This window comes from Clostridium ljungdahlii, assembly GCF_001636845.1.
In the GTDB taxonomy this organism is placed as follows: Bacteria; Bacillota; Clostridia; order Clostridiales; family Clostridiaceae; genus Clostridium_B; species Clostridium_B ljungdahlii_A.
In genome coordinates this window covers 67,368-88,077 of the sequence record NZ_LITT01000003.1, presented here as the reverse complement: position 1 = coordinate 88,077, position 20,710 = coordinate 67,368, and the positions used below count along the sequence as shown (strand labels likewise).

Below are 20,710 nucleotides of genomic sequence, written 5' to 3'. Positions count from 1 at the left end.
AATATGACAAAGAAATTAAAGACCATGGATGGGAATCAAGCTGCTGCTGAAGCTTCCTATGCTTTTACAGATGTTGCAGCTGTTTATCCCATAACACCATCTACTCCGATGGCTGAACTTGTAGATGATCTATCCTCCCATGGTAAAAAAAATATATTCGGTCAGCCAGTTAAACTTGTTGAAATGCAATCCGAAGCTGGTGCTGCTGGAGCTGTTCACGGATCATTGGCTGCTGGTGCACTGACAACTACATACACTGCTTCACAAGGATTACTTCTCATGATACCTAATATGTATAAGATTGCAGGTGAACTGCTGCCTGGAGTATTTCATGTAACTGCCCGTGCAATTGCAGCTCATGCACTGTCAATTTTTGGTGATCATCAGGATGTTATGGCAACAAGGCAAACTGGATTTGCGCTTTTAGCATCATCAAATGTTCAAGAAGTTATGGATTTAGCAAATATTGCCCACCTTTCTGCAATTAAAGCAAGCATTCCTTTTTTACATTTTTTCGATGGTTTCAGAACATCTCATGAATATCAAAAAATTGAAGTAATTGACCATGATGATGTGGCAAAATTAGTTGATTATAATGCAATCCAAAGATTTAGAGACAAATCCTTAAATCCAGAACATCCTTCAGTTAGAGGGACTGCTCAAAATCCCGATATTTATTTTCAGCAAAGAGAATCTTCAAATAAGTTCTTTGATGCTGTCCCAGATATTGTTGAAGGCTATATGAGAGAAATAGAAAAACTTACTGGAAGGGTATATCATCCATTTGATTACTATGGAGATCCAAATGCGGAATATATAATTGTTGCTATGGGATCAGTTTGTGATACTATAGAAGAAACCGTAGATTATTTAAGACAAAATAATGAAAAAGTAGGACTCATAAAAGTACACTTATACAGACCATTTTCTTCTTCTTACTTCTTTAAATATTTGCCTAAAACAGTTAAAAAAATTGCTGTTTTAGATAGAACAAAAGAACCTGGTTCTACAGGAGAACCTCTTTATTTAGATGTAGTAAATTTATTCTATAATAATGCAGATAAACCTGTAATTGTTGGTGGAAGATATGGATTGGGTTCAAAAGATACAACACCTTCTCAAATTTTAGCTGTATTTAAAAATCTTAAAAATCCTAATTCAAAAAATAGATTTACAATTGGAATAGTTGATGATGTTACAAATACATCTCTGGCTGAGGAAGAAATAATAGATACAACACCAGAAGGAACTATAAGATGCAAATTCTATGGTTTGGGATCAGATGGTACTGTAGGTGCAAATAAAACAGCAGTTAAGATCATAGGCGATAAAACAAATTTATATTGTCAGGCTTATTTCTCCTACGACAGTAAAAAATCAGGTGGAAGTACAGTTTCTCATTTGAGATTTGGCAATAAACCAATAAAATCACCTTATCTAGTTTATGAATCAAATTATACTGCTTGTCACAACAAATCCTTTATTTACAATATAAATGTATTAAAAGGATTGAAGAAAAATGGCACATTCGTTTTAAACTGCCCTTGGAGCAAAAACGAATTAGATGAACATCTACCGGCTTCAATGAGACGATATATTGCTGAAAATAACATACAATTTTATATAGTAGACGCAATTTCAATAGCACAAAAAGTTGGATTAGGTTCTAGAATAAATATGGTAATGCAGGCTGTATTCTTTAAATTAGCTAATATAATTCCTGTCGATCAAGCAATCCAGTACTTAAAAGACTCTGTAGAATACGCCTATGGTAAAAAAGGCGAAAATATAGTTAATGCAAACAAAGCAGCAATAGATGCAGGAGCAAATGCTGCCCATAAAGTTACTGTACCAGAATCCTGGAAAAATGCTAAAGATCCAGATATGCCAAAAAAAGAATTTCCTGATTTTATAAATAGAATTGAGAAACCTATGGCAAGGCACGAAGGAGATGAACTTCCAGTCAGTGCTTTTAATGGAATGGAAGATGGTTCTTACCCACTTGGCGTAACGGCCTACGAAAAGCGTGGAATTGCAGTTTTCGTACCTGAATGGCAAATTGATAAATGTATTCAGTGCAATCAATGCTCCTATATTTGCCCTCACAGTGTTATAAGGGCCTGCTTACTAGATGATAAAGAAAAAGAAAATGCTCCTAAAAGTTTTCTAACTAAAAAAACTGTTGGTAAAGACCTTGAAAACTTACATTATCGTATTCAAATAAGTCCACTTGATTGTACCGGATGTGGAAATTGTGCAGATATATGTCCTGCTCCAGGAAAAGCTTTGATAATGAAACCTGCACAAGAAGAAATAGAAGAACAGTCTGATAACTTTGAATATGCACTAAAAATTACTCCTAAAGAAGGATTAATGGATTTGCATACAGTAAAAGGAAGTCAATTTGCAAAACCACTCCTGGAATTTAACGGTGCTTGTCCTGGCTGTGGGGAAACTCCTTATATTAAACTCTTAACTCAACTTTATGGAGATAGAATGATGATAGCAAATGCAACAGGCTGCTCATCAATCTGGGGAGCAAGTGCACCTGCAATAGCCTACACTACAAACAATTTTGGCAAAGGGCCTTCCTGGGGTAATTCATTATTTGAAGATAACGCAGAATATGGATATGGAATGTTCCTTGGTGTAAAACAAATGAGAGAACGATTAGCTGATTTGATGGAAACAGCCATGACAATGGACATTAGTTCTGAACTGAAAGAAGCCTTTAAAGAATGGCTCAGCGGATTCAATGATGCAGACACTTCAAAAAGAGCTTCTGCAAAAATACTAAAAATCCTGAACAATGGAAGTTTAAAAAATAATAATATTTTAAATGAAATATTTATGAAAAAAGATTATTTAATCAAAAAATCTCATTGGCTAATCGGCGGTGATGGATGGGCCTATGACATTGGATTTGGCGGTGTAGATCAAGTACTTGCCTTAGGCGATGATGTAAATATATTTGTTATGGACACAGAAGTCTACTCAAACACTGGTGGTCAATCATCAAAATCAACTCCTACGGGAGCAGTTGCGAAGCTCGCTGCCAGCGGTAAAAAGATAAGGAAAAAGGATCTTGGTTTGATGGCCATGACTTATGGATACGTATATGTAACTCAAATAGCCATGGGGGCAAATATGAATCATACCATTAAAGCAATTACAGAAGCTGAAGCTTATAAAGGTCCTTCTCTAATCATAGCCTATGCACCTTGTATAAACCATGGTATTAAAACTGGAATGGGTACTAGTATAGCAGAAGAGAAAAAGGCAGTTGAATCCGGTTACTGGCACCTATACAGGTATAATCCTCTATTAAAACAGGAAGGTAAAAATCCATTTATATTAGACTCCAAAGAACCTACAAAATCATATATAGATTTTATTAATGGGGAACTCCGTTATTCTTCATTAAAAACTATCTTCCCTGGTGCAGTTGGAAAAGCATTTAAAGAATCTGAAAACAATGCCCGTGAAAGATATGATATTTACAAAAAATTATCATCAATAAAATATTGATTACAATAAAAGACCTAACAGTCAGTTAGGTCTTTTATAATAGGAATTATTTTTCATTAGAATCTACATATTCTTTAGCATTTTTAACATCAAATTCACTTGGCACCGATACTTTTGAAACTGATTTTTCCTTATGGATATTTGCCCATGCTGCAGTATCGTGTTTTTCAATTGGCAGTTCCATGGAATCATCTTTAGTTCTATCTCCTTCCATAATAATTCCTCCTCTCATACATATTATCTTCAATTTTAAAAAATGTATGAAAAAATATAACATTTGATGCTAATATAAAAAATCCTTGGATTACAAGTAACTTTAAAAATAAATCACTTGAGGCAATAAGAATTTTTTATCTATTCTACTGCCCAAGTGATTTTTATTATAGCCACTTTACCTCACTTGCCATTTATAAGTATGTCCATCATTTTATCAGTATTATTTAAAAAACTCTTCATCACTTGATAGTTTTCTGTTTCTTCATATATAACTTTTTTAATAGAGTCCTTTATCTCATATATGACTGCATCAGGATATGCCATTATAATTGGAGAATGAGTTGCTATGATAAACTGTGAATCTTTTTCTATAAGTTCATGCATTTTTGAAATCATAGCCATCTGCCTGGATGGAGATAGTGCTGCTTCTGGTTCATCTAATATGTACAGTCCCTTTCCACTAAATCTATTTATAAATACTGAAAAGAAAGACTCTCCATGAGACTGCTTATGTAATGAACGTCCACCATAATAGGATAAGAGTCCCGGAGTTTGTTTTTCAAGATCATCAATATTTGTTGCAAGATTATAAAAGCTTTCTGCCCTTAAAAAGAATCCATCCTTCGGAGTTCTAATGCCCTTAATCAATCTAATATAATTATATAACTCTGAATGAGTATCACAGGTTGCAAAATTAAAATTTTTAGTTCCCCCTTCAGCATTAAATCCAGATAAAACAGCAACTGCCTCAAGGATTGTAGATTTGCCAGTTCCATTTTCTCCTACAATAAATGTAACCTTAGGATGGAACTTTAAACTGGATAAATTTTTTATAACCGGTAAACAAAATGGGTATGTTGAAAAAGATTTTATCTTATCTCTCCTAAGCTCTATACTTCTTAAATACTGATTAATATCCGTTTTTTCCATAACTACTTCACAACCACCCTAATATGTAATATTATCTACTTCCAACGTATATCTGCTTTTCTCCTTGGTACAGTTCTTAAATATTTCACATTAGGATATCCAACTATCATGAAAGTTACAACCTTTCTTCCTTTCTTAACTCCAAGAAACTTACTTATTTTTTCATCCATTTGGGCAGCCGCAACAGAAAAACCACTAAACAGCGTTCCAAGTCCTAAAGAATTAATCATAAGTTCCATATTTGAAGATGCTAAAGCTCCATTTACTTCCTGTCTTGCCGTAACAACTATTACTACTGGAGCATTAAAAAACAATCTATCATTTTTAGGGTTTTCTTTATATTCCTTATACATATCAATCCATATTTTAGCATATCTTTGGTAAAGTATATTTTTCTCATTCGTATCTTTAAGTATTTTTTCTCCAATTTGATTTAAACTTTCAATTATTAATTTTCTTAAATCCTGTATTCCATCTCTCACAACTATGTAAGATACATCCTGCATATTACTTGCTGTTTGAGTAAACCTTCCAGCTTCTATAATTTTAAGCAGTTTTTCCTCTTCTACTTCTTTGTCTTTAAACTGCCTTATAGTTCTTCTAAACTTAATGGAATTTAATAAAGTATCAGCATCTATAAAAAAATCTTCTTTATTATATTCTTTTACATCTTCCATGTTATATTCGTCTGTTGATACTGCATTTTTAGGACACACTGCAATACAATGCCCGCACTTTATACAAGTAATATTATTGATTTTAGCCTTACCATCTATTATCTCTATGTCTCTTGCAAAACAATCTTTAACACATTGTCCGCATCCTATACACTTTTCACTATTTACATTCATCATAAAGTTTTTACTCCTTTCTCAATGTAGTTTTATACTTTTCTCATTTATATTTTAAAGCAGGGTTACTTTAAAGCATAATATACCATTACTAAAACCTTTAATGAGATTTCCCTCATATTTTATATAAATCGGTTCACCACCATAAACAGGATAAACATACTTTACTTCTATTTCATTAGTTTGAATTGTATCACATAGTTCTTTCAGTATAAGCAATCCTTGTACAACGGGATTTTCCGTGAGATGAATTGAATTTGTATCCCCTGTAAGATGACTAAAATCTGCAATTTCTTCTATTGAAAAATTACGCCATAAAGTACCCACATCTTTGATAGGTTCTAATTGAGTAGCTTCTTTAACTGCTGCATTCATCATTAAATAAACTGTTAATGTTTCTACAATTTCATTATTAACATATCCACTACAATTGATTATACAAAGTCGTCTATTGCTTTTCATAATCTCATTTTTGTAAGTTTCATTTTCTAATTTTGATTGAAATCGTTGATATTTTACCTTGGCAATAAATGCACCATCATAAAAAAAATCATCCTTTGTAGCAAATGCTCTAAATAAATCTATCATTTTATTTTCCACCTTATAAATACTTTATACAATATATGTAAGCTATTTTTTATAGTTTCTATTTGTGACTTATGTTTAAGATACAGCCGATAATTTCACTTAGTGTATTCTATAAGTAATCTTTTAAATCCATCATAATTGTATTTAAACGCAAATCTTACTACATTTCTTCGTTCATCCCCATTCATATCACCTTCTAGGGAATCCAGCAGCATATTAAGCATATTATAAAACACCATTTTTATTACTTTATAATTTTGAGTTGTCCTACAGTTATCTGCGAAATTATATTTTTGCAAATAGCTACATTCCCGCTGTATTACATTTTCTAATATCTCTTCTTTCAAATTTTCATATTTTGTGCCCTTGCTGCACCTTAACAATATTAATAATCTTTTACGATTTGCTATTAGATCCTCTACCTGTTTATGATTTGGAATATACCTTTCTAAATTTTGTTCATTATTAAAAAAGGCTTTTGTTAATAATGGGAATATATTGTAATTATATTTCCTAAAAGCATCTACAAAAGATTGTGGTAAAACATTATAAAATAAATTCTCCTTATTCCTAAAATAAATATAAATATTTCCTACTGATATATTTGCCTTTTCAGAAATATCCTTCATTTTTGTGTTCAGATACCCTTTTTCTAAAAATATATCTACCGCCGAACCTTCAATTGCCTGCCTGATTTTGTCTTTTTTTATTTGAGCCATTTTATCCCCGCCAATATAAAACTGAATATATAATTCATTTTATAATATGATAGTTTATTTGTCAATGAAGTCTGGATGGTACCAGAGATTTAACACCTAAATCTCTGTAATAATAACAAAAGACTTCAAATTTGCCAAAATTAATGGTATAATTAGGTAAAAGTTAATAAAAAGTGCTAGGGGTGCCTTAGGCTGAGAAATGAAGTTTATTATTCTTCATAAACCCTTATACCTGATCTGGATAATACCAGCGTAGGAAAAGCGATTTATATGCAATTAAAACCGCATTTCGGATATCTGGAGTCGGTTTTTTGTATTAAACCTAGACTTCCTGAGCACTAATTCGAGGAGGTTTTTTTATGACCGTTATTTTAAAAGACTTAAAAGTTTTTTTATCTATTCCACAAAACCTAACTGAAATCTTAAAACATCCAATATCTTTGTTTGCACTACTTGCTGTAATACTTTTAATTCTTGCTGCAATAAAGATAAAAAAAATAAAATTCAACACTTCCATGGTCGTTCAAATTGGAGTGGCCCTTGCACTTGCAACTGTACTTAAAATTTTTAGAATTTATCATTTTCCACAAGGTGGAAGTGTAACTCTAGGAAGTATGATACCCCTTTTAATCCTGGCATTCTTTTATGGCCCTGAAGTTGGATTCTTAACTGGCTTTTTATATGGGATAATATCATTAATACTTGGACCTTATATTCTCCATCCTGTACAAGTATTGTTTGATTATCCACTGCCTTTTATGGCAATTGGACTCGCAGGCTATTTTAGAGATAAAAAGATACTAGGAACCTTTGTTGCCGTATTTGCCCGGTTCATATGTCACTTCATTTCTGGTGTAGTATTCTTTGGAAGTTTTGCTCCTAAAGGAATGTCTACATACTTATATTCACTTATGATCAATGGACCTTTTATGGCAGTAGAAGGTTGTATATGTATTGTTATAATGGCGCTTCTTCCTATGAAACAACTATACTCTATTTTTAACAAGCATAGACAAATGACATAGTTATCTATGTCAAAAAATTTTCAAAACACGAGAAATAATAAATTGACAATTTAAATCATATTTTTTCTCATAAGTTAAGTATAATAATAGATTAGCCTTAATATAAAGCTAATCTATTATTAATAAAATTTAAGATATCCATGACAGCAATATCAAAGTTTTCTTAGATAATGGTGATATAACTATATCCGGCAACTAATTTGTTTTAACTGCAGCATTCCCACATGATGCTGCAGACTTTCCACGCACAAATGACAATACTATTGCTGTTATAACACATATTGCTGCCACAATACATGTAACCTTAGTTGAAAAGCTAAATTCTGCCTGCCATAATAATGTACTTTTCAACCCCTTTGATATAAATGTAGATTCTGACTTGTTCATGCTAAAGGCAATAAGTGCTGCAGAAATTGCCTCCCCTGACATCATTCCAAAAGTTCTCATTGTACCAAGAGCTGCTGAGGCAACTCCCCTTCTATCTGCAGTTACACTGCCCATTACTGCACTAGTATTGGGAGTTTGAAAAAATCCTCCTCCTAACCCATATATAAAGAAAACTACAGTTAACATCCAAATTGGTGTTGAAGCATTAAATCCTCCAACGAATAAAGTAGCTAATGCCATTACTGCAAGTCCAGCACACCCTATATATCGGCTGTCAAAATTATCTGAGATTGTACCACTTAACGGAGCTGCTATAATCATAGCTATTGACATAGGCAGCATCATTACTCCAGACATAAAAGGAGTGAGCATTCTCATCTTTTGCAAATAATAAGGAGCTAGAAAGACTAAAATAAATTCTCCCATGTAAAAAAACATAGCTGCAAAAGTACTTCCTGTAAAAACTCTATTTTTAAAAAGCTCCATATTAAGTATTGGATGCTTAGATTTCTTTTCAAATACAATAAACAACAGGAGTACAAAAATGCCTCCTAAAAAAGAAACAATACTTCCAATATTAAAATAAGATTTACTTAAAAGATTTAATGGAAGTAATATTAAGAATATCGCAGCAATAATTAATGTACTTCCTGCAAAATCAAACTGAACTTCATTTCTTCTTTTATCATCTTTTTTAATAACTTTAATAGCTAATATAGAAACAGCTATACCAATTGGAACATTTATAAAAAATATACTGCTCCAGCCTGCCCTAGAAGCCAAAAGTCCTCCTAATGCCGGACCTGTACAAACAGCTACAGCTACAGAAATAGCTATCATTCCTAAGGATTTCCCCCTATTTTTAGTGTCTACTGCATCAATTATAATTGGACTTCCGCTGGAAGAAATCATCGAAGCTCCAATTGCTTGAGTGATTCTAAAAACAATCAACATGACAATAGACGTTGATAGTGCACAAAAAAAAGAACTTATTGTAAATAAGATTAAACCAGCTACATAAATTTTCTTATGACCAAACATATCAGAAAGTCTTCCAAATGTAAGCTGTGTTGCACCAAGCACCATTAAATAACCTACTATTATCCATTCTATAGATGACATACTTGCATGAAAATACGACTGCATAATTGGCAGAGCAGTATTTACAACATTTATATCAAAACTAGATATAAATGTACCAAGCATAATTATAATTACTGTACTTATTCCTGTTTTACTTTTCACTGAATTCATATTTATAACCCCCAAATTAGAATGTGAATGTTTATTCTTGTTCATGTTGATTATATTACGCCAAGTTTATCCACAAGTCAATATATAAATAAGAACTTTTATTCATATTTTTTATTGACAACCTATTACTATTTCTTTAAAATGTTGATATAAGGGATGTGATAACATGATAAATGAACGTAAAATAAGAGAACCAAAACAAAAAAGAAGTATAGAAAAAAAGGATAAAATACTTAAGGCCGGCTATAAACTAATTTGTAAAAATGGTTATTATAAAACGACAACCTCAGAAATAGCAGCAGAAGCTGGTGTTTCAATAGGATGTCTTTATTCTTACTTTAAAGATAAACATACAATTTTTTTAGATATTCTTAAAAAATATCAGGCACAATTTGATAAACTTCGAGATGAATTTATGAATAAAATGCTGCTTTTTAAATCACCAGAAGAATGTTTCCGTGAATTCATGTTAATACTTGTAGATATTCATGATAAGTCTGTGGATTTTCAAAGAGAAGTAAAAACACTTTACTTCTACGATGCAGAAGTTGCAGCACTTTCAGATGAACAAAGAAAAAAAATACAAGATGCCGCTCTCTATTCTATAAAATTATATAAGGAATACATTGATATAGACGATTATGAAGCTGCCGCCATAGTTACATCACTTATTATAAATTCTGTAGTAGATGATATTTCTCTTTATAAAAGCTCAATTGACAGAAATCGTATTTTAGATGAAGCTGTTAAAGCTTTATGTAGATATTTAAAAATGAAACCAATAAATCACTTGAATAAGCACTAATACCTGCCATTATAACTAAAATGGCAGGTATTAACAAATTTAAAGTCTTGCTTCCTTAACTTTTTGTACGAACTTCTTAGCAGTTTCAGTTACTTTATCGTAGTCCCCAGTTTTTGCTCCAGCAGTAAGTTTTCCACCTACTCCAACAGCAACACAACCATTTTTTATCCATTGTTCTACATTATCCAGACTTACTCCACCAGTAGGCATAATAGGTACCTGTGGAAGAGGTGATTTTATGTCCTTTACTATGCTTGGACCATAAGCACTTCCTGGAAATAATTTTATTACGGACACACCAGCTTCCATTGCTGTTATCATTTCAGTTACAGTCATACAACCTGCCATATAAGGTATTTGATATCTATTGCATAGTTTAGCAGCTTCTAAATTAAAATCAGGGCTTACAATGTATTTTGCTCCTGCAAGTATTGCTATTCTTGCAGTTTCACTATCTAAAACTGTTCCAGCACCTAATATTAATTCATCTTTTGAAAATTTATTTTTTAAAGAAGTTATTACTTTATCTGCATCAGGCACTGTAAAAGTAAGTTCAATTGCAGGTATACCTCCATCTATGCATGCTTTAGAAATTTTTTCGGCGGACTCTGCAGTTTCAGCCCTTACAACAGCTACTACACCTACTTCTTCAATTCTTCTTAAAGTTTCAATTTTTTCAATCATTATGCATATCTCCTTACTTAAAATTATTTTTCACAGTAATTTCATAAACATCTTTACATGTTTAATTATGTAGAACGTAGTTTCATATATCAATATATAAAGCCAAGTAACTTACTAATCAGGAAAAACTAGGAAAATAAATTTGTATAAACTGATTTTTTTCCTAGCTTAATAGTTATCCTTTTTCTTGCTTATTTATGCTAGACTCACTCGCAAAATCTTTGATTTCATACTATTTCATTAATATTAGCATATATAAGTCAAGTAGAACTAAATTTACATTGCATCATCTAAATCATTTAAATCTCTTCCAGTGACATCTTCAGAAACATAAGAACTAAAGAATGTACTTAAAGAAAAAACAATAAGCATTATAGCAACTGGAACCCAACTGCCTGAAACTGCTGATACCCAGCTAGCTGCAATTAAAGGGCCAAAACCAGTAGCTATAAGACCTGCTATTTCTTTAGCAAGAGAAACCAGAGTAACTCTATTTTTTGATCCAAATAATTCACTTAACGTTACATTTTCCAAAGCAAACATTCCTTGACAACCAATATTTAAACCAATTACTAGTCCAATAGTTAGTAAAACAACATTTTTTGAATTAATCATCATCATCATTGGAATTGCATAAACTGCCATAGCAAGTGATAAAGTCATATATACTTTTCTTCTTCCAAATTTGTCACCAAGATATCCGACCACAGGAATAGTTATAAAAGATATTAAGGATGAAATAATATTGGCATTTGTTGCAACAGTTTTTTGCATCAAAAGAACAGTAACAACAAAACCAGCTAGGTATGTTTGTAGAACACCACTATTACCGGCTTGTCCAAAACGTAATCCCAAAGCAACTACAAAACTCTTCTTTCCCTTTCTCTTAGCTATAACTGGTTTACTATCTTTTTCTATTTCTTCTCTTTCTTTTAAAAGCAACTTTTTCTTCTCTGCCATAACTGGACTTTCTTTAACAAAAATTCTAATTAAAATTGCTGCAATCATGACGACAAAGGAGGCGAAAAATGGAATTCTCCATCCCCATGTAAGTAAATCGTTTCCACTAATATTTGTTAAAATAATAGTCCAAATTAGATTCGCTAGTAATGTCCCAGATGAAGTTCCTAAACAAACTAAACTACCAATCAAACCTCTATTTTTCACTTTTGAAAACTCAGCAACCATAACACCGGCTCCACTTATTTCTGCTCCAGCACCTAAACCCTGAAAAATTCGTAGTACAACTAATCCTATTGGAGCTAATATGCCAACTTTTGCATAAGTAGGCAAGAAACCTATAAGTGTTGATGCAAGTCCCATAAGAGTTATAGTGGCAAAAAGAACTGTTCTACGTCCCATTTTGTCACCAATTCTTCCAAACATATATGCTCCAACTAACCTAGCAACATATCCAGCTCCATATGTTCCCATGGACATTATTAAACCCATAGCAGGACTTGCATTTGGAAAAAATATTTTATTAAAAACAATAGCTGCTGCAAGAGAGTATAACTGAAAATCCATAAATTCCATTGCAGTTCCAAGCCAGCCACTTGCAGCAACTTTAACTAATTCTTTTGTTTCAATCTGATAAGTATTATTATCATTTTTCTGCATTTTTACTACACCTTCCTTACTATTTATAAAAAATTTAACTTTATTTTCTAACATCTAGTCCTAATTTTCAAACTGCATTAACTTTAGATGATTTAAAAAAACAAAGAGTAATTTTAACTAATCATCGAAAGTAAGAATCATTTTTTTAACCTTCTCAGGATGTTCATCAATAAAATCAAGAGCTTCCTGAATTTGATCAAATTTAAATTTATGTGTAATTAATCCATCACTTTTTAACATTCCAGATTCCATTAAACGAATGACATTAGCAAATTGATATGCTTGTAGTCTAGTACCAACAACAGTTAATTGATTTTTAGTAATAGGTAATTGTGGAATTTGTGATGCTTTTTCAGAAAACCCTAAAACAACAACAGTACCTGCTGGTGATGCCAAATTAAATCCAAGTTCAAATGTCTTCGGAGACCCAACTGCATCAATAACCTTATTTACACCTTCTCCATCTGTCCAATCTTTAACTGCCTCTTCAATATCTTCCCTAGCAACATTAACAACTCTATCCGCTCCATTTTCCTTTGCAAATTTTAATTTATCTTCAACAACATCTGTTACCATTACTGTTGCACCTTTGATCTTAGCCAATTTAAGTATACATATTCCTATAGGACCTGCTCCTTGAATAAGTACAGTATCTCCAACACCAACATTACCACGAGCTGTTGAATTAGCACCAATAGTATATGGTTCAGTTAATACTGCAGTATCCCAATCCAAATCCTTATTCATTACATGACATTGTTTTTCAGGTACTGTGAAATACTCTCTCATACCACCATCTTCATGAACACCAAATACGGATAGATCTTTACATACATTAGGCATACCATGACGACATGCATAGCATTTTCCGCAATAGTTAATTGGCTCAATTACAATATGATCACCAATATTAAGATTTTTTACACCGGCTCCAATTTCAACAACTTCACCAACAACTTCATGTCCCATAACCCTTGGTAATGTAGCCAATGGATTTTCACCATGATATAAATGGACATCAGATCCACAAATGCCAATTCTCTTTGTTTTTATCAAAACATCATCTGATTTTATAATCTTAGGAATTTCAGCTTCTTCCACTCTAAGATCATCTTTTCCATATACTCTTGCAATTTTCATAACTTTTTCCTCCTATTTTTATACAAACTTTATTTATCAATAAAACTAAATTAATAACTTCTAATTAGAAGCTTTATTAAAAACTTGTTGTAATAAAAACGCTTAATACCTAGTAAATATTTAACATTTTGCATATATCCTTAAATCTCCATACTAGAAAACGTTTTTATACGTACTAAAAAGCAATAAATTGTTTCAACCACATTTGTTAGTTAATTTAATTTGTGTTATACTAAATTCTGTAAATAATTCTTAGACATTGTATAAAAAGTTTTATTTTCTAGACATTTTATATCATAAATTGTCATATTAAGATGGCCGTCTTTTTGATGACAATTTACGAATTATAAAATGCCTATTTTTTACATAAATTTAATCTTATTTACTCATTTTTTTAATTGCTTCCCACAATCCATTTAGATAAGTTACTCCAAGTGCCCTGTCATACAGTCCATATCCAGGCCTTGCCTTTTCATCCCATATCATTCTTCCATGATCAGGTCTCATATAACCTTCAAACCCAACATCATGATACGCTTTCATTATTTCAAACATATCAAATGATCCATCACTTGACAAATGTGATACCTCATGGAAATGTTTTTCAGATAATATTTTTATATTTCTAACATGAGCAAAATGTATTCTTCCCATAGCTCCAAAATATCTTATTAGTTCAGGTATATTGTTTTTAGTACTTGATCCTAAGGCTCCACTACATAAAGTTATGCCATTATAAGTACTATCTACCATTTTTACTATTCTCTCTAAATTTTCTTTTGAATTCACTATTCTAGGAAGTCCAAATACACCCCATGCAGGATCATCTGGATGTACTGCCATCTTAACATCATATTTTTCACACGTTGGTATTATTGCTTTAAGGAAATACTCATAGTTTTCAAATAATTTTTCCTCATCCACATTTTCATATAATTTTAATACATTTTTCAATTCTTTAAGTCTATCTGGTTCCCAACCTGGAAGTGAAAAACCATTAGAATTTTTTTCAGTACTTTTAACAAGATCAATTGGATCTAATCCTTTTAATTTATCATCATCATAAAGCATTGTTTTTGATCCATCTGGAAGCTTATAGGCAAGATCTGTTCTAAGCCAATCAAATACTGGCATAAAATTATAACATATTACTTTTATACCTGCTTGTCCCAAATTCTTTATTGTCTCCTTATAATTTTTTATGTACTTATCCCTAGATGGTAATCCAAGTTTTATATCTTCATGGACATTTACACTTTCAATAACTTCAAGTTCCAAGCCATGGGCTTCTATATTTTTTTTATATTTAAGTATTTGCTCCATAGGCCATACCTCTCCAGCTGGAATATCAGGTAAAAATCCTACAACTCCTTTAACTGCTGGTATTTGACGTATTTGATCAAGTGTAACACTATCATCATTTTTGCCAAACCATCTAAATGTCATCTTCATAAAAAACATTCCTTTCTCTAATTAGCAATTTAAATATTTTTTGAGTGTGTTTCTAACTGCACCCTCTCCTGTAATCATTTCAGTAAAATAATTTTCAACTTTTTCTCCAAGTCCAACTTTATAAAGATCTGATCCAAATATATCTTCATTTGAAAGTATTGGCTTCAACGTTCCATCTACATACTTTTCTCCAAGTTTTACACCTGACAAATATTTTTTCAGTGTTTCTAAAAGTGGATCTGAACTAATTTCAAAATTTTTACCTTTATCATCTATGCCAAGCATATATCTACACCACCCTGCAATAACAAGAGGTATATATTTTAAAGATTTTGGATCTAAATCATCTCTTTTTACATATTCCTTAATTGTCTCTCCAAATCTTATTCCAACTTTTTGTGATGTATCAGTTGCAATTCTCTGTGGAGTATCTGGTATATATGGATTTGGTAGTCTTATTTTGATAACTTCTCCTATAAAATCCTCTGGAGCAATTATTCCAGGATTTGTAACAACAGGCATTCCTTCATCATATCCTATTTTCTTTATAAGTTTTATAATGCAATCATCTTTCATTTCATCTGCAATCAAAGTATACCCAAGCAAACATCCAAATACAGCCATAGATGTATGAAGCGGATTAAGGCATGTACATACTTTCATTCTCTCAACTTTTTCTACTGTTTCTCTATTTGTAAAATACACTCCTGCATCTTCAAGAGGCATACGTCCATTTGGGAAACTATCTTCAATAACAAGATACTGTGGCCCTTCGGTATTTATGAACGGTGCTATATAAGTATTTTTGCTTGTTATAATAGGCTCAATATTATTTAGTCCAATTGAATTAAGTAGTTTTTTAACTTTATCAGAAGGTCTTGGTGTAATTTTATCTATCATACTCCAAGGAAATGTAACCTTTTCTTTATTGTTTATATAGTCAATAAATTCCTTTTCAACTAATTTATTTTTAACCCATTCATTTGCAATTGTATTAATGGAGTTATATAATTTTTCTCCATTATGGGAGCAGTTATCCATACTAACTACTGCAATTGGAAGCTCTCCTGATTTAAATCTCGTATATAAAAGTGCTGTAACTTTAGACATTACATTACTAGGTTTAAATGGCCCACTTTTTATATCTTTTATTACTTCATCTGTAAAATTTCCAGTTAAATTTTTTAATTTATATCCCTTTTCAGTTATAGTAAAGCTTATCATTTGAAGGGAAGGATTTGAGAACATTTCATTGAGCCTTTTCCAATTTTCTTCTCTTTTACTATCTGCAGCAATACTTTCTCCAATACTTGCAATTACAGTATTACTTAGCTTTCCCTCTGGATTCATAATTACTTGAAGACTCAAATTGTCATAGGGTGTATATATTTTATCTATGATTTCATAATCATAAGTTTCCACTGCAACAATTCCAGTATCAGCCTTTTTTAAATTTAAAAGTTTTTGCTGAAGTGCAGCTATAAATCCCCTAAAAATATTGCCTGATCCAAAGTGAACCCATTTGGGATTTTCTATGGTTTTTTTGCACATTTCATCATAATCAAACTCAGGTAATTTTATGTCTACTTTATTCCAATCATCTTTTTTCTGTATACCTTCCTTATTTAAATCCACATTGCTACCTTCTTTCTAAGATATTTGCTTTGCAAAATTAAAAAATTTTGTATAACTTATTTTTATCATACCCCCTTAAATAAACATTTAACATTTAATAATGTCCAAAAAAATATATATTCTTTTATAATTGTGATATAATATATTTTGTATAATTTTTTACTTTGAGATTTTGTCAAGAATACTCATATCCCATTTTAGAATATTGTTGGCAAGTCTCTTTTTAATAATAACGTTTGCATGTAACCTAAATATATAAGCTTACAAGTTTATATATTTATTTAAAATATTCCTGATACTTTTCTTTTAATTTAACTGAATCAAAATTAACCATAGTCAGGTGCTCTCTCATAGCTTTATCAGCTATGTCTGGCTTTTTATCTCTTATTGCATCTGTAATTACCAGATGTTGTGAATATACATTATCTATTTTTAACTTCAAAGACAATGATAATACACGAATACGTTGAAAATCTGCTTCAACTTGACAAATTGTATCCCAAGTTCTTTTTTTATTGCATCCTTCAAAAATTGTCCTATGAAATTCTTCATCTGCTTGAAAAAAACCTGTGTAGTCATTTTTATCCATACACATTTTTTCAACTTTTAAATTCATTTCAAGGAAAAACATTTTTTCTTCTGGAAACTCATTACATGCAAGTTTAACTACTGCTCTCTCAACATGCTCACGCAAAAATCTTGCTTCTTCTACAGCATCCAAATCAATAAGTGACACAAAAGTTCCTTTTTGTGGATATACATCCAATAGTCCTTCTTGAGATAAAAGTAAAAATGCTTCCCTAACCGGAGTTCTACTTACATCAAACTTTTCTGAAATACCTTTCTCAGAAATACTAAGTCCTGGCCTTAAATGCAATTTTATAATCTCTTCTTTTAAAATTTGATACAGTCTTTTACTTGTTAACTTTTTTCCTGTCTCAAGAATCATTTACTAATTCTCCTTTTTTATTACCATACAAGCATGCTACCATGCTTGTATGGTAGTTATGTTTTTATTATAGCATACACTTTCATAAATTCAATACATTTTACTAAAATAATACAAAAAAATGTTCATCTGATTCCAGGAACTATGCTTATTTTAAAATAAACATAGTTTTTATATTCTACTTATTTTTACTTATAAATTCATCAAGATGAGCTTTGTCTGGATAACCATCATTATCACCTACAGACATTACAGCAAGTGCTCCTATAGCATTTCCTCTCTGCACTGCCTCTTTAATATCTAAACCTTCCAACAATCCACTTATGAGACCAACTGCAAAGCCATCTCCTGCCCCTACTGTGTCTACAACTTTTTCTACCTTAAAACCATTTACTGTATAGGAATCATCTTTAGACTTTACATAAGCACCCTTACTGCCAAGTTTTATAATAACAATCTTAACTCCCTTATCTAAATAAAAATCTGCAATATCATCTGGATTATCGCTTCCTGTCAATATTAATCCTTCACTTATTCCTGGAAGCACAATATCGCTCTTAAATGCTATATCATTTATTACATGTTTCATTTCTTCTTTATCTTTCCATAGAGGTAATCTTAAATTTGGATCAAATGTAATTGTAACATTATTTTCCTTAGCCATTTTTAACAATTTATAAACAGATTCTCTACAACTTTTAGAAAGTGATGGAAATATACCCGTTAAATGCATGTGCTTTAATCCATTTACATCAACATTTTTCAAATCTTCTGTTGAAAAATGAGATGCTGCAGAATTCTTCCTAAAATAAAATATCTTGGGATCTCCATGACTAACTTTTGATTTCAATTGATATCCAGTAAAATATTCATCAGTTTCTCCTATAAAGTCTGTTCCTATTTTTTCTTTTTTTAAGCTTTCTTTTATAAAATACCCAAAAGGGTCTTGTCCTATTTTAGTAATATATTGTGTAGAATGTCCAAGTCTTGAGAGCCCAACACATACATTAACTTCTGCTCCTGCTAAAAATTTTTCATAAAATTTCACATCTTTTAGTTCTTTATCAATTTCACTTTCTCCAGTGGCAGCAAACAATGTCAATGGCTCTCCAATAGTTAAAAATTCGCTCATTATATATACCCTCCATTTTTATCAATGAATTTTACTTAGTGGGAGTTTTTTTCTCCCACTAAGTTTAAATGAATTATCTAAGGGCGTAGCTACTGTTATGCACAGCATAAGAACTCTAAATCGCTGAAGCTCAAGAGTTCTAATATCTCCCACTTTGATAGAAGTGGGAGTGTTACAGTAGGTAGCCATCAGATAAATTAATTTATGTACTTTAATGTATTTTATAGAAACCGGTTTACATTTGTTGTACACAAGTTTATTTCAGTACAGTAGATCCTCTTATTTCAAGCTTAGAATTTAAATAAATACATGTATTTTTCTCGCCTTTACCATGCTTTATTCTATCTAAAAGTATCTTTGCTGATCTCATTCCAATATCATAAGATGGCTGTGATATAGTTGTAATTCCAGGTGATATTAAAGATGCCCATCCCCAATTATCATACCCGCAAATTCCTACATCCTCAGGTATTTTTAAATTAAATTTATTTATAAGCTGCAGTACATTTAAAAGCACTACTCCATTAATAGCAAATATTGCCTTACTTTCCTTATAATTATTCAAGAAATCAAACAAACTAAGTTCCACACTTCCTGTATCATGTCTATCTATAGTATAAACATTAAAATTGGAACTATTTAATCTGTTATTACAAGCATCCAAAAATGCTTTTTCTCTCTCAATTCTCACACTTATCTTATCTACATGCTGGGTAAATAATGCTATATTTTTAAATCCAGAATCAATTAAATAATTTATAGTTTTAAATGTCATATCGTAGTTATTACTTGTAACAGAATCAAATACCTTATCATCTATAATTCTGTCCATAGTTACAACTGGAATGCCTTGATCTAATACATCTTTTAGTAATTTTCTATTATATCCAGTACTGTTTATTATCAATCCATCTACATTCTGGGATGTAAGAGAAAGAATATATTCTCTTTCCTTATCCTTATCATTATCCGTATTAGCTATTATAACATTATATCCATATTTTCCACATTCATCACCTACACCTTTTATTAACAAAGAGGAAAATGGATTGGTCAAATCTGCAATTATAACTTGTATAAGCATACTCCTCTTAAGTTTTAAACTTCTGGCTATACTATTTGGTCTATAATCTAATTCATCAATTACCTTTTCGATATTTTTTCTAGTCTTTTGTGACATATATTCAAATTTCCCATTTAAATATCTTGATATTGTTGACTTAGAGACTCCTGCCTTTTTAGCCACATCGTCAATTACAATTTTTTTCTCAGGCTTTATGTATCTCACCTCTTCTTTTAGAAACCGGTTTATTAATATTATAGTATCATTTAAAGTTAACACTTTCAATAACTAATTAAACATTTCTCTCTTTCATAAAACATTTATTAAATTAACCTTTATTTACCAAAAATCAATTTAACAGCTATTAGCATCATTAAAATGCCAAATAATTTTCTCATAATATCTACTGGTAAGACATGAGACATTTTAGCTCCCAAAACTGAGCCTATAACTAAAAATATACATATTAATATTCCTGCTTTAACATCAACATGACCTTCTTTGTAATAGTCTATAAATGCAAGTATACCTACTGGTGGTAACAAAATTGCAAGTGATGTGCCCTGGGCTTTTAATTGAGTAAATCCACATAAGTAAATTAATGCAGGTACTATTATGATTCCACCACCTATACCAAATAACCCACTCAAAATACCTGCAATACAACCTATAACAATAAATAAAATAATATTATTCACTATTTTTAGCCTCCTCATTTTGTTATATAATATT

At 31.2% G+C, this 20,710-nt stretch carries 18 protein-coding genes and 1 riboswitch; of the genes, 3 read left to right on the top strand and 15 right to left on the bottom strand.

The annotated features are described in order from the left end of the window. Positions 1 to 3: 3 nt before the first annotated feature. Positions 4 to 3,528, top strand: coding sequence for a pyruvate:ferredoxin (flavodoxin) oxidoreductase (nifJ, locus tag WY13_RS01705; protein WP_063553987.1), 3,525 nt, complete (start codon positions 4 to 6; stop codon positions 3,526 to 3,528). A 46-nt stretch (positions 3,529 to 3,574) separates the two neighbouring features. Here nifJ and WY13_RS20275 read toward each other — a convergent pair whose 3' ends face one another. The 5 genes from WY13_RS20275 to WY13_RS01685 all read right to left on the bottom strand — a co-directional run bounded on the left by WY13_RS20275 (position 3,575) and on the right by WY13_RS01685 (position 6,832). Then, a complete protein-coding gene (locus WY13_RS20275) occupies positions 3,575 to 3,742 on the bottom strand; it encodes a CDIF630_02480 family spore surface protein (protein WP_082848343.1) in 168 nt (55 codons plus the stop codon). A 182-nt stretch (positions 3,743 to 3,924) separates the two neighbouring features. Continuing rightward, entirely contained in the window at positions 3,925 to 4,674 is a 750-nt protein-coding gene (locus tag WY13_RS01700; protein WP_063553986.1) for an AAA family ATPase, read from the bottom strand. A gap of 35 nt (positions 4,675 to 4,709) precedes the next feature. Beyond that, the gene (locus WY13_RS01695) at positions 4,710 to 5,528 is read right to left on the bottom strand and encodes a nitroreductase family protein (RefSeq protein WP_063553985.1); all 819 of its coding nucleotides are present in this window, start codon (positions 5,526 to 5,528) and stop codon (positions 4,710 to 4,712) included. A 51-nt stretch (positions 5,529 to 5,579) separates the two neighbouring features. After that, on the bottom strand, positions 5,580 to 6,113 hold the full coding sequence (locus WY13_RS01690; RefSeq protein ID WP_063553984.1) for a MaoC family dehydratase: 534 nt from the start codon (positions 6,111 to 6,113) through the stop codon (positions 5,580 to 5,582). Positions 6,114 to 6,208: 95 nt separating this feature from the next. After that, positions 6,209 to 6,832 (bottom strand): TetR/AcrR family transcriptional regulator, encoded by a 624-nt coding sequence (locus tag WY13_RS01685; protein ID WP_063553983.1) that lies wholly within the window; start codon positions 6,830 to 6,832, stop codon positions 6,209 to 6,211. A 168-nt stretch (positions 6,833 to 7,000) separates the two neighbouring features. Then, a riboswitch (TPP riboswitch) is annotated at positions 7,001 to 7,109 on the top strand. 82 nt (positions 7,110 to 7,191) lie between these two features. On the opposite strand from WY13_RS01685, the gene thiT reads away from it, so the two are divergent. Further along, positions 7,192 to 7,857: an energy-coupled thiamine transporter ThiT gene (gene thiT / locus WY13_RS01680; RefSeq protein WP_063553982.1), complete on the top strand. Its 666-nt coding sequence runs from the start codon at positions 7,192 to 7,194 to the stop codon at positions 7,855 to 7,857. A gap of 195 nt (positions 7,858 to 8,052) precedes the next feature. Here the strand turns inward: thiT and WY13_RS01675 are convergent, their stop codons facing one another. Continuing rightward, entirely contained in the window at positions 8,053 to 9,498 is a 1,446-nt protein-coding gene (locus WY13_RS01675) for an MFS transporter (protein WP_063553981.1), read from the bottom strand. A 166-nt stretch (positions 9,499 to 9,664) separates the two neighbouring features. Between WY13_RS01675 and WY13_RS01670 the strand changes: the two genes are divergently transcribed. Next, a complete protein-coding gene (locus tag WY13_RS01670; RefSeq protein WP_063553980.1) occupies positions 9,665 to 10,303 on the top strand; it encodes a TetR/AcrR family transcriptional regulator in 639 nt (212 codons plus the stop codon). Between the two features lie 39 nt (positions 10,304 to 10,342). Here WY13_RS01670 and WY13_RS01665 read toward each other — a convergent pair whose 3' ends face one another. The 9 genes from WY13_RS01665 to WY13_RS01625 form a co-directional block, all read right to left on the bottom strand. Beyond that, entirely contained in the window at positions 10,343 to 10,987 is a 645-nt protein-coding gene (locus tag WY13_RS01665; RefSeq protein WP_063553979.1) for a bifunctional 4-hydroxy-2-oxoglutarate aldolase/2-dehydro-3-deoxy-phosphogluconate aldolase, read from the bottom strand. Positions 10,988 to 11,263: 276 nt separating this feature from the next. Further along, positions 11,264 to 12,607 (bottom strand): MFS transporter, encoded by a 1,344-nt coding sequence (locus tag WY13_RS01660; RefSeq protein WP_063554028.1) that lies wholly within the window; start codon positions 12,605 to 12,607, stop codon positions 11,264 to 11,266. Between the two features lie 117 nt (positions 12,608 to 12,724). Next, entirely contained in the window at positions 12,725 to 13,747 is a 1,023-nt protein-coding gene (locus WY13_RS01655; protein ID WP_063553978.1) for a zinc-binding alcohol dehydrogenase family protein, read from the bottom strand. Positions 13,748 to 14,125: 378 nt separating this feature from the next. Further along, positions 14,126 to 15,199, bottom strand: coding sequence for a mannonate dehydratase (gene uxuA / locus WY13_RS01650; protein WP_063553977.1), 1,074 nt, complete (start codon positions 15,197 to 15,199; stop codon positions 14,126 to 14,128). 21 nt (positions 15,200 to 15,220) lie between these two features. Then, positions 15,221 to 16,834 carry a mannitol dehydrogenase family protein gene (locus WY13_RS01645; protein WP_063553976.1) on the bottom strand — a complete coding sequence of 538 codons (1,614 nt, stop codon included), beginning with the start codon at positions 16,832 to 16,834 and terminating at the stop codon, positions 15,221 to 15,223. Positions 16,835 to 17,111: 277 nt separating this feature from the next. After that, positions 17,112 to 17,783, bottom strand: a complete 672-nt coding sequence (locus WY13_RS01640; protein WP_063553975.1) for a GntR family transcriptional regulator — start codon at positions 17,781 to 17,783, stop codon at positions 17,112 to 17,114. A 178-nt stretch (positions 17,784 to 17,961) separates the two neighbouring features. After that, the gene (locus tag WY13_RS01635; RefSeq protein ID WP_063553974.1) at positions 17,962 to 18,915 is read right to left on the bottom strand and encodes a sugar kinase; all 954 of its coding nucleotides are present in this window, start codon (positions 18,913 to 18,915) and stop codon (positions 17,962 to 17,964) included. Positions 18,916 to 19,171: 256 nt separating this feature from the next. After that, positions 19,172 to 20,203 (bottom strand): LacI family DNA-binding transcriptional regulator, encoded by a 1,032-nt coding sequence (locus tag WY13_RS01630; RefSeq protein WP_242866301.1) that lies wholly within the window; start codon positions 20,201 to 20,203, stop codon positions 19,172 to 19,174. Between the two features lie 110 nt (positions 20,204 to 20,313). Beyond that, positions 20,314 to 20,676 (bottom strand): sulfite exporter TauE/SafE family protein, encoded by a 363-nt coding sequence (locus tag WY13_RS01625; RefSeq protein WP_063553973.1) that lies wholly within the window; start codon positions 20,674 to 20,676, stop codon positions 20,314 to 20,316. Positions 20,677 to 20,710 lie beyond the last annotated feature (34 nt).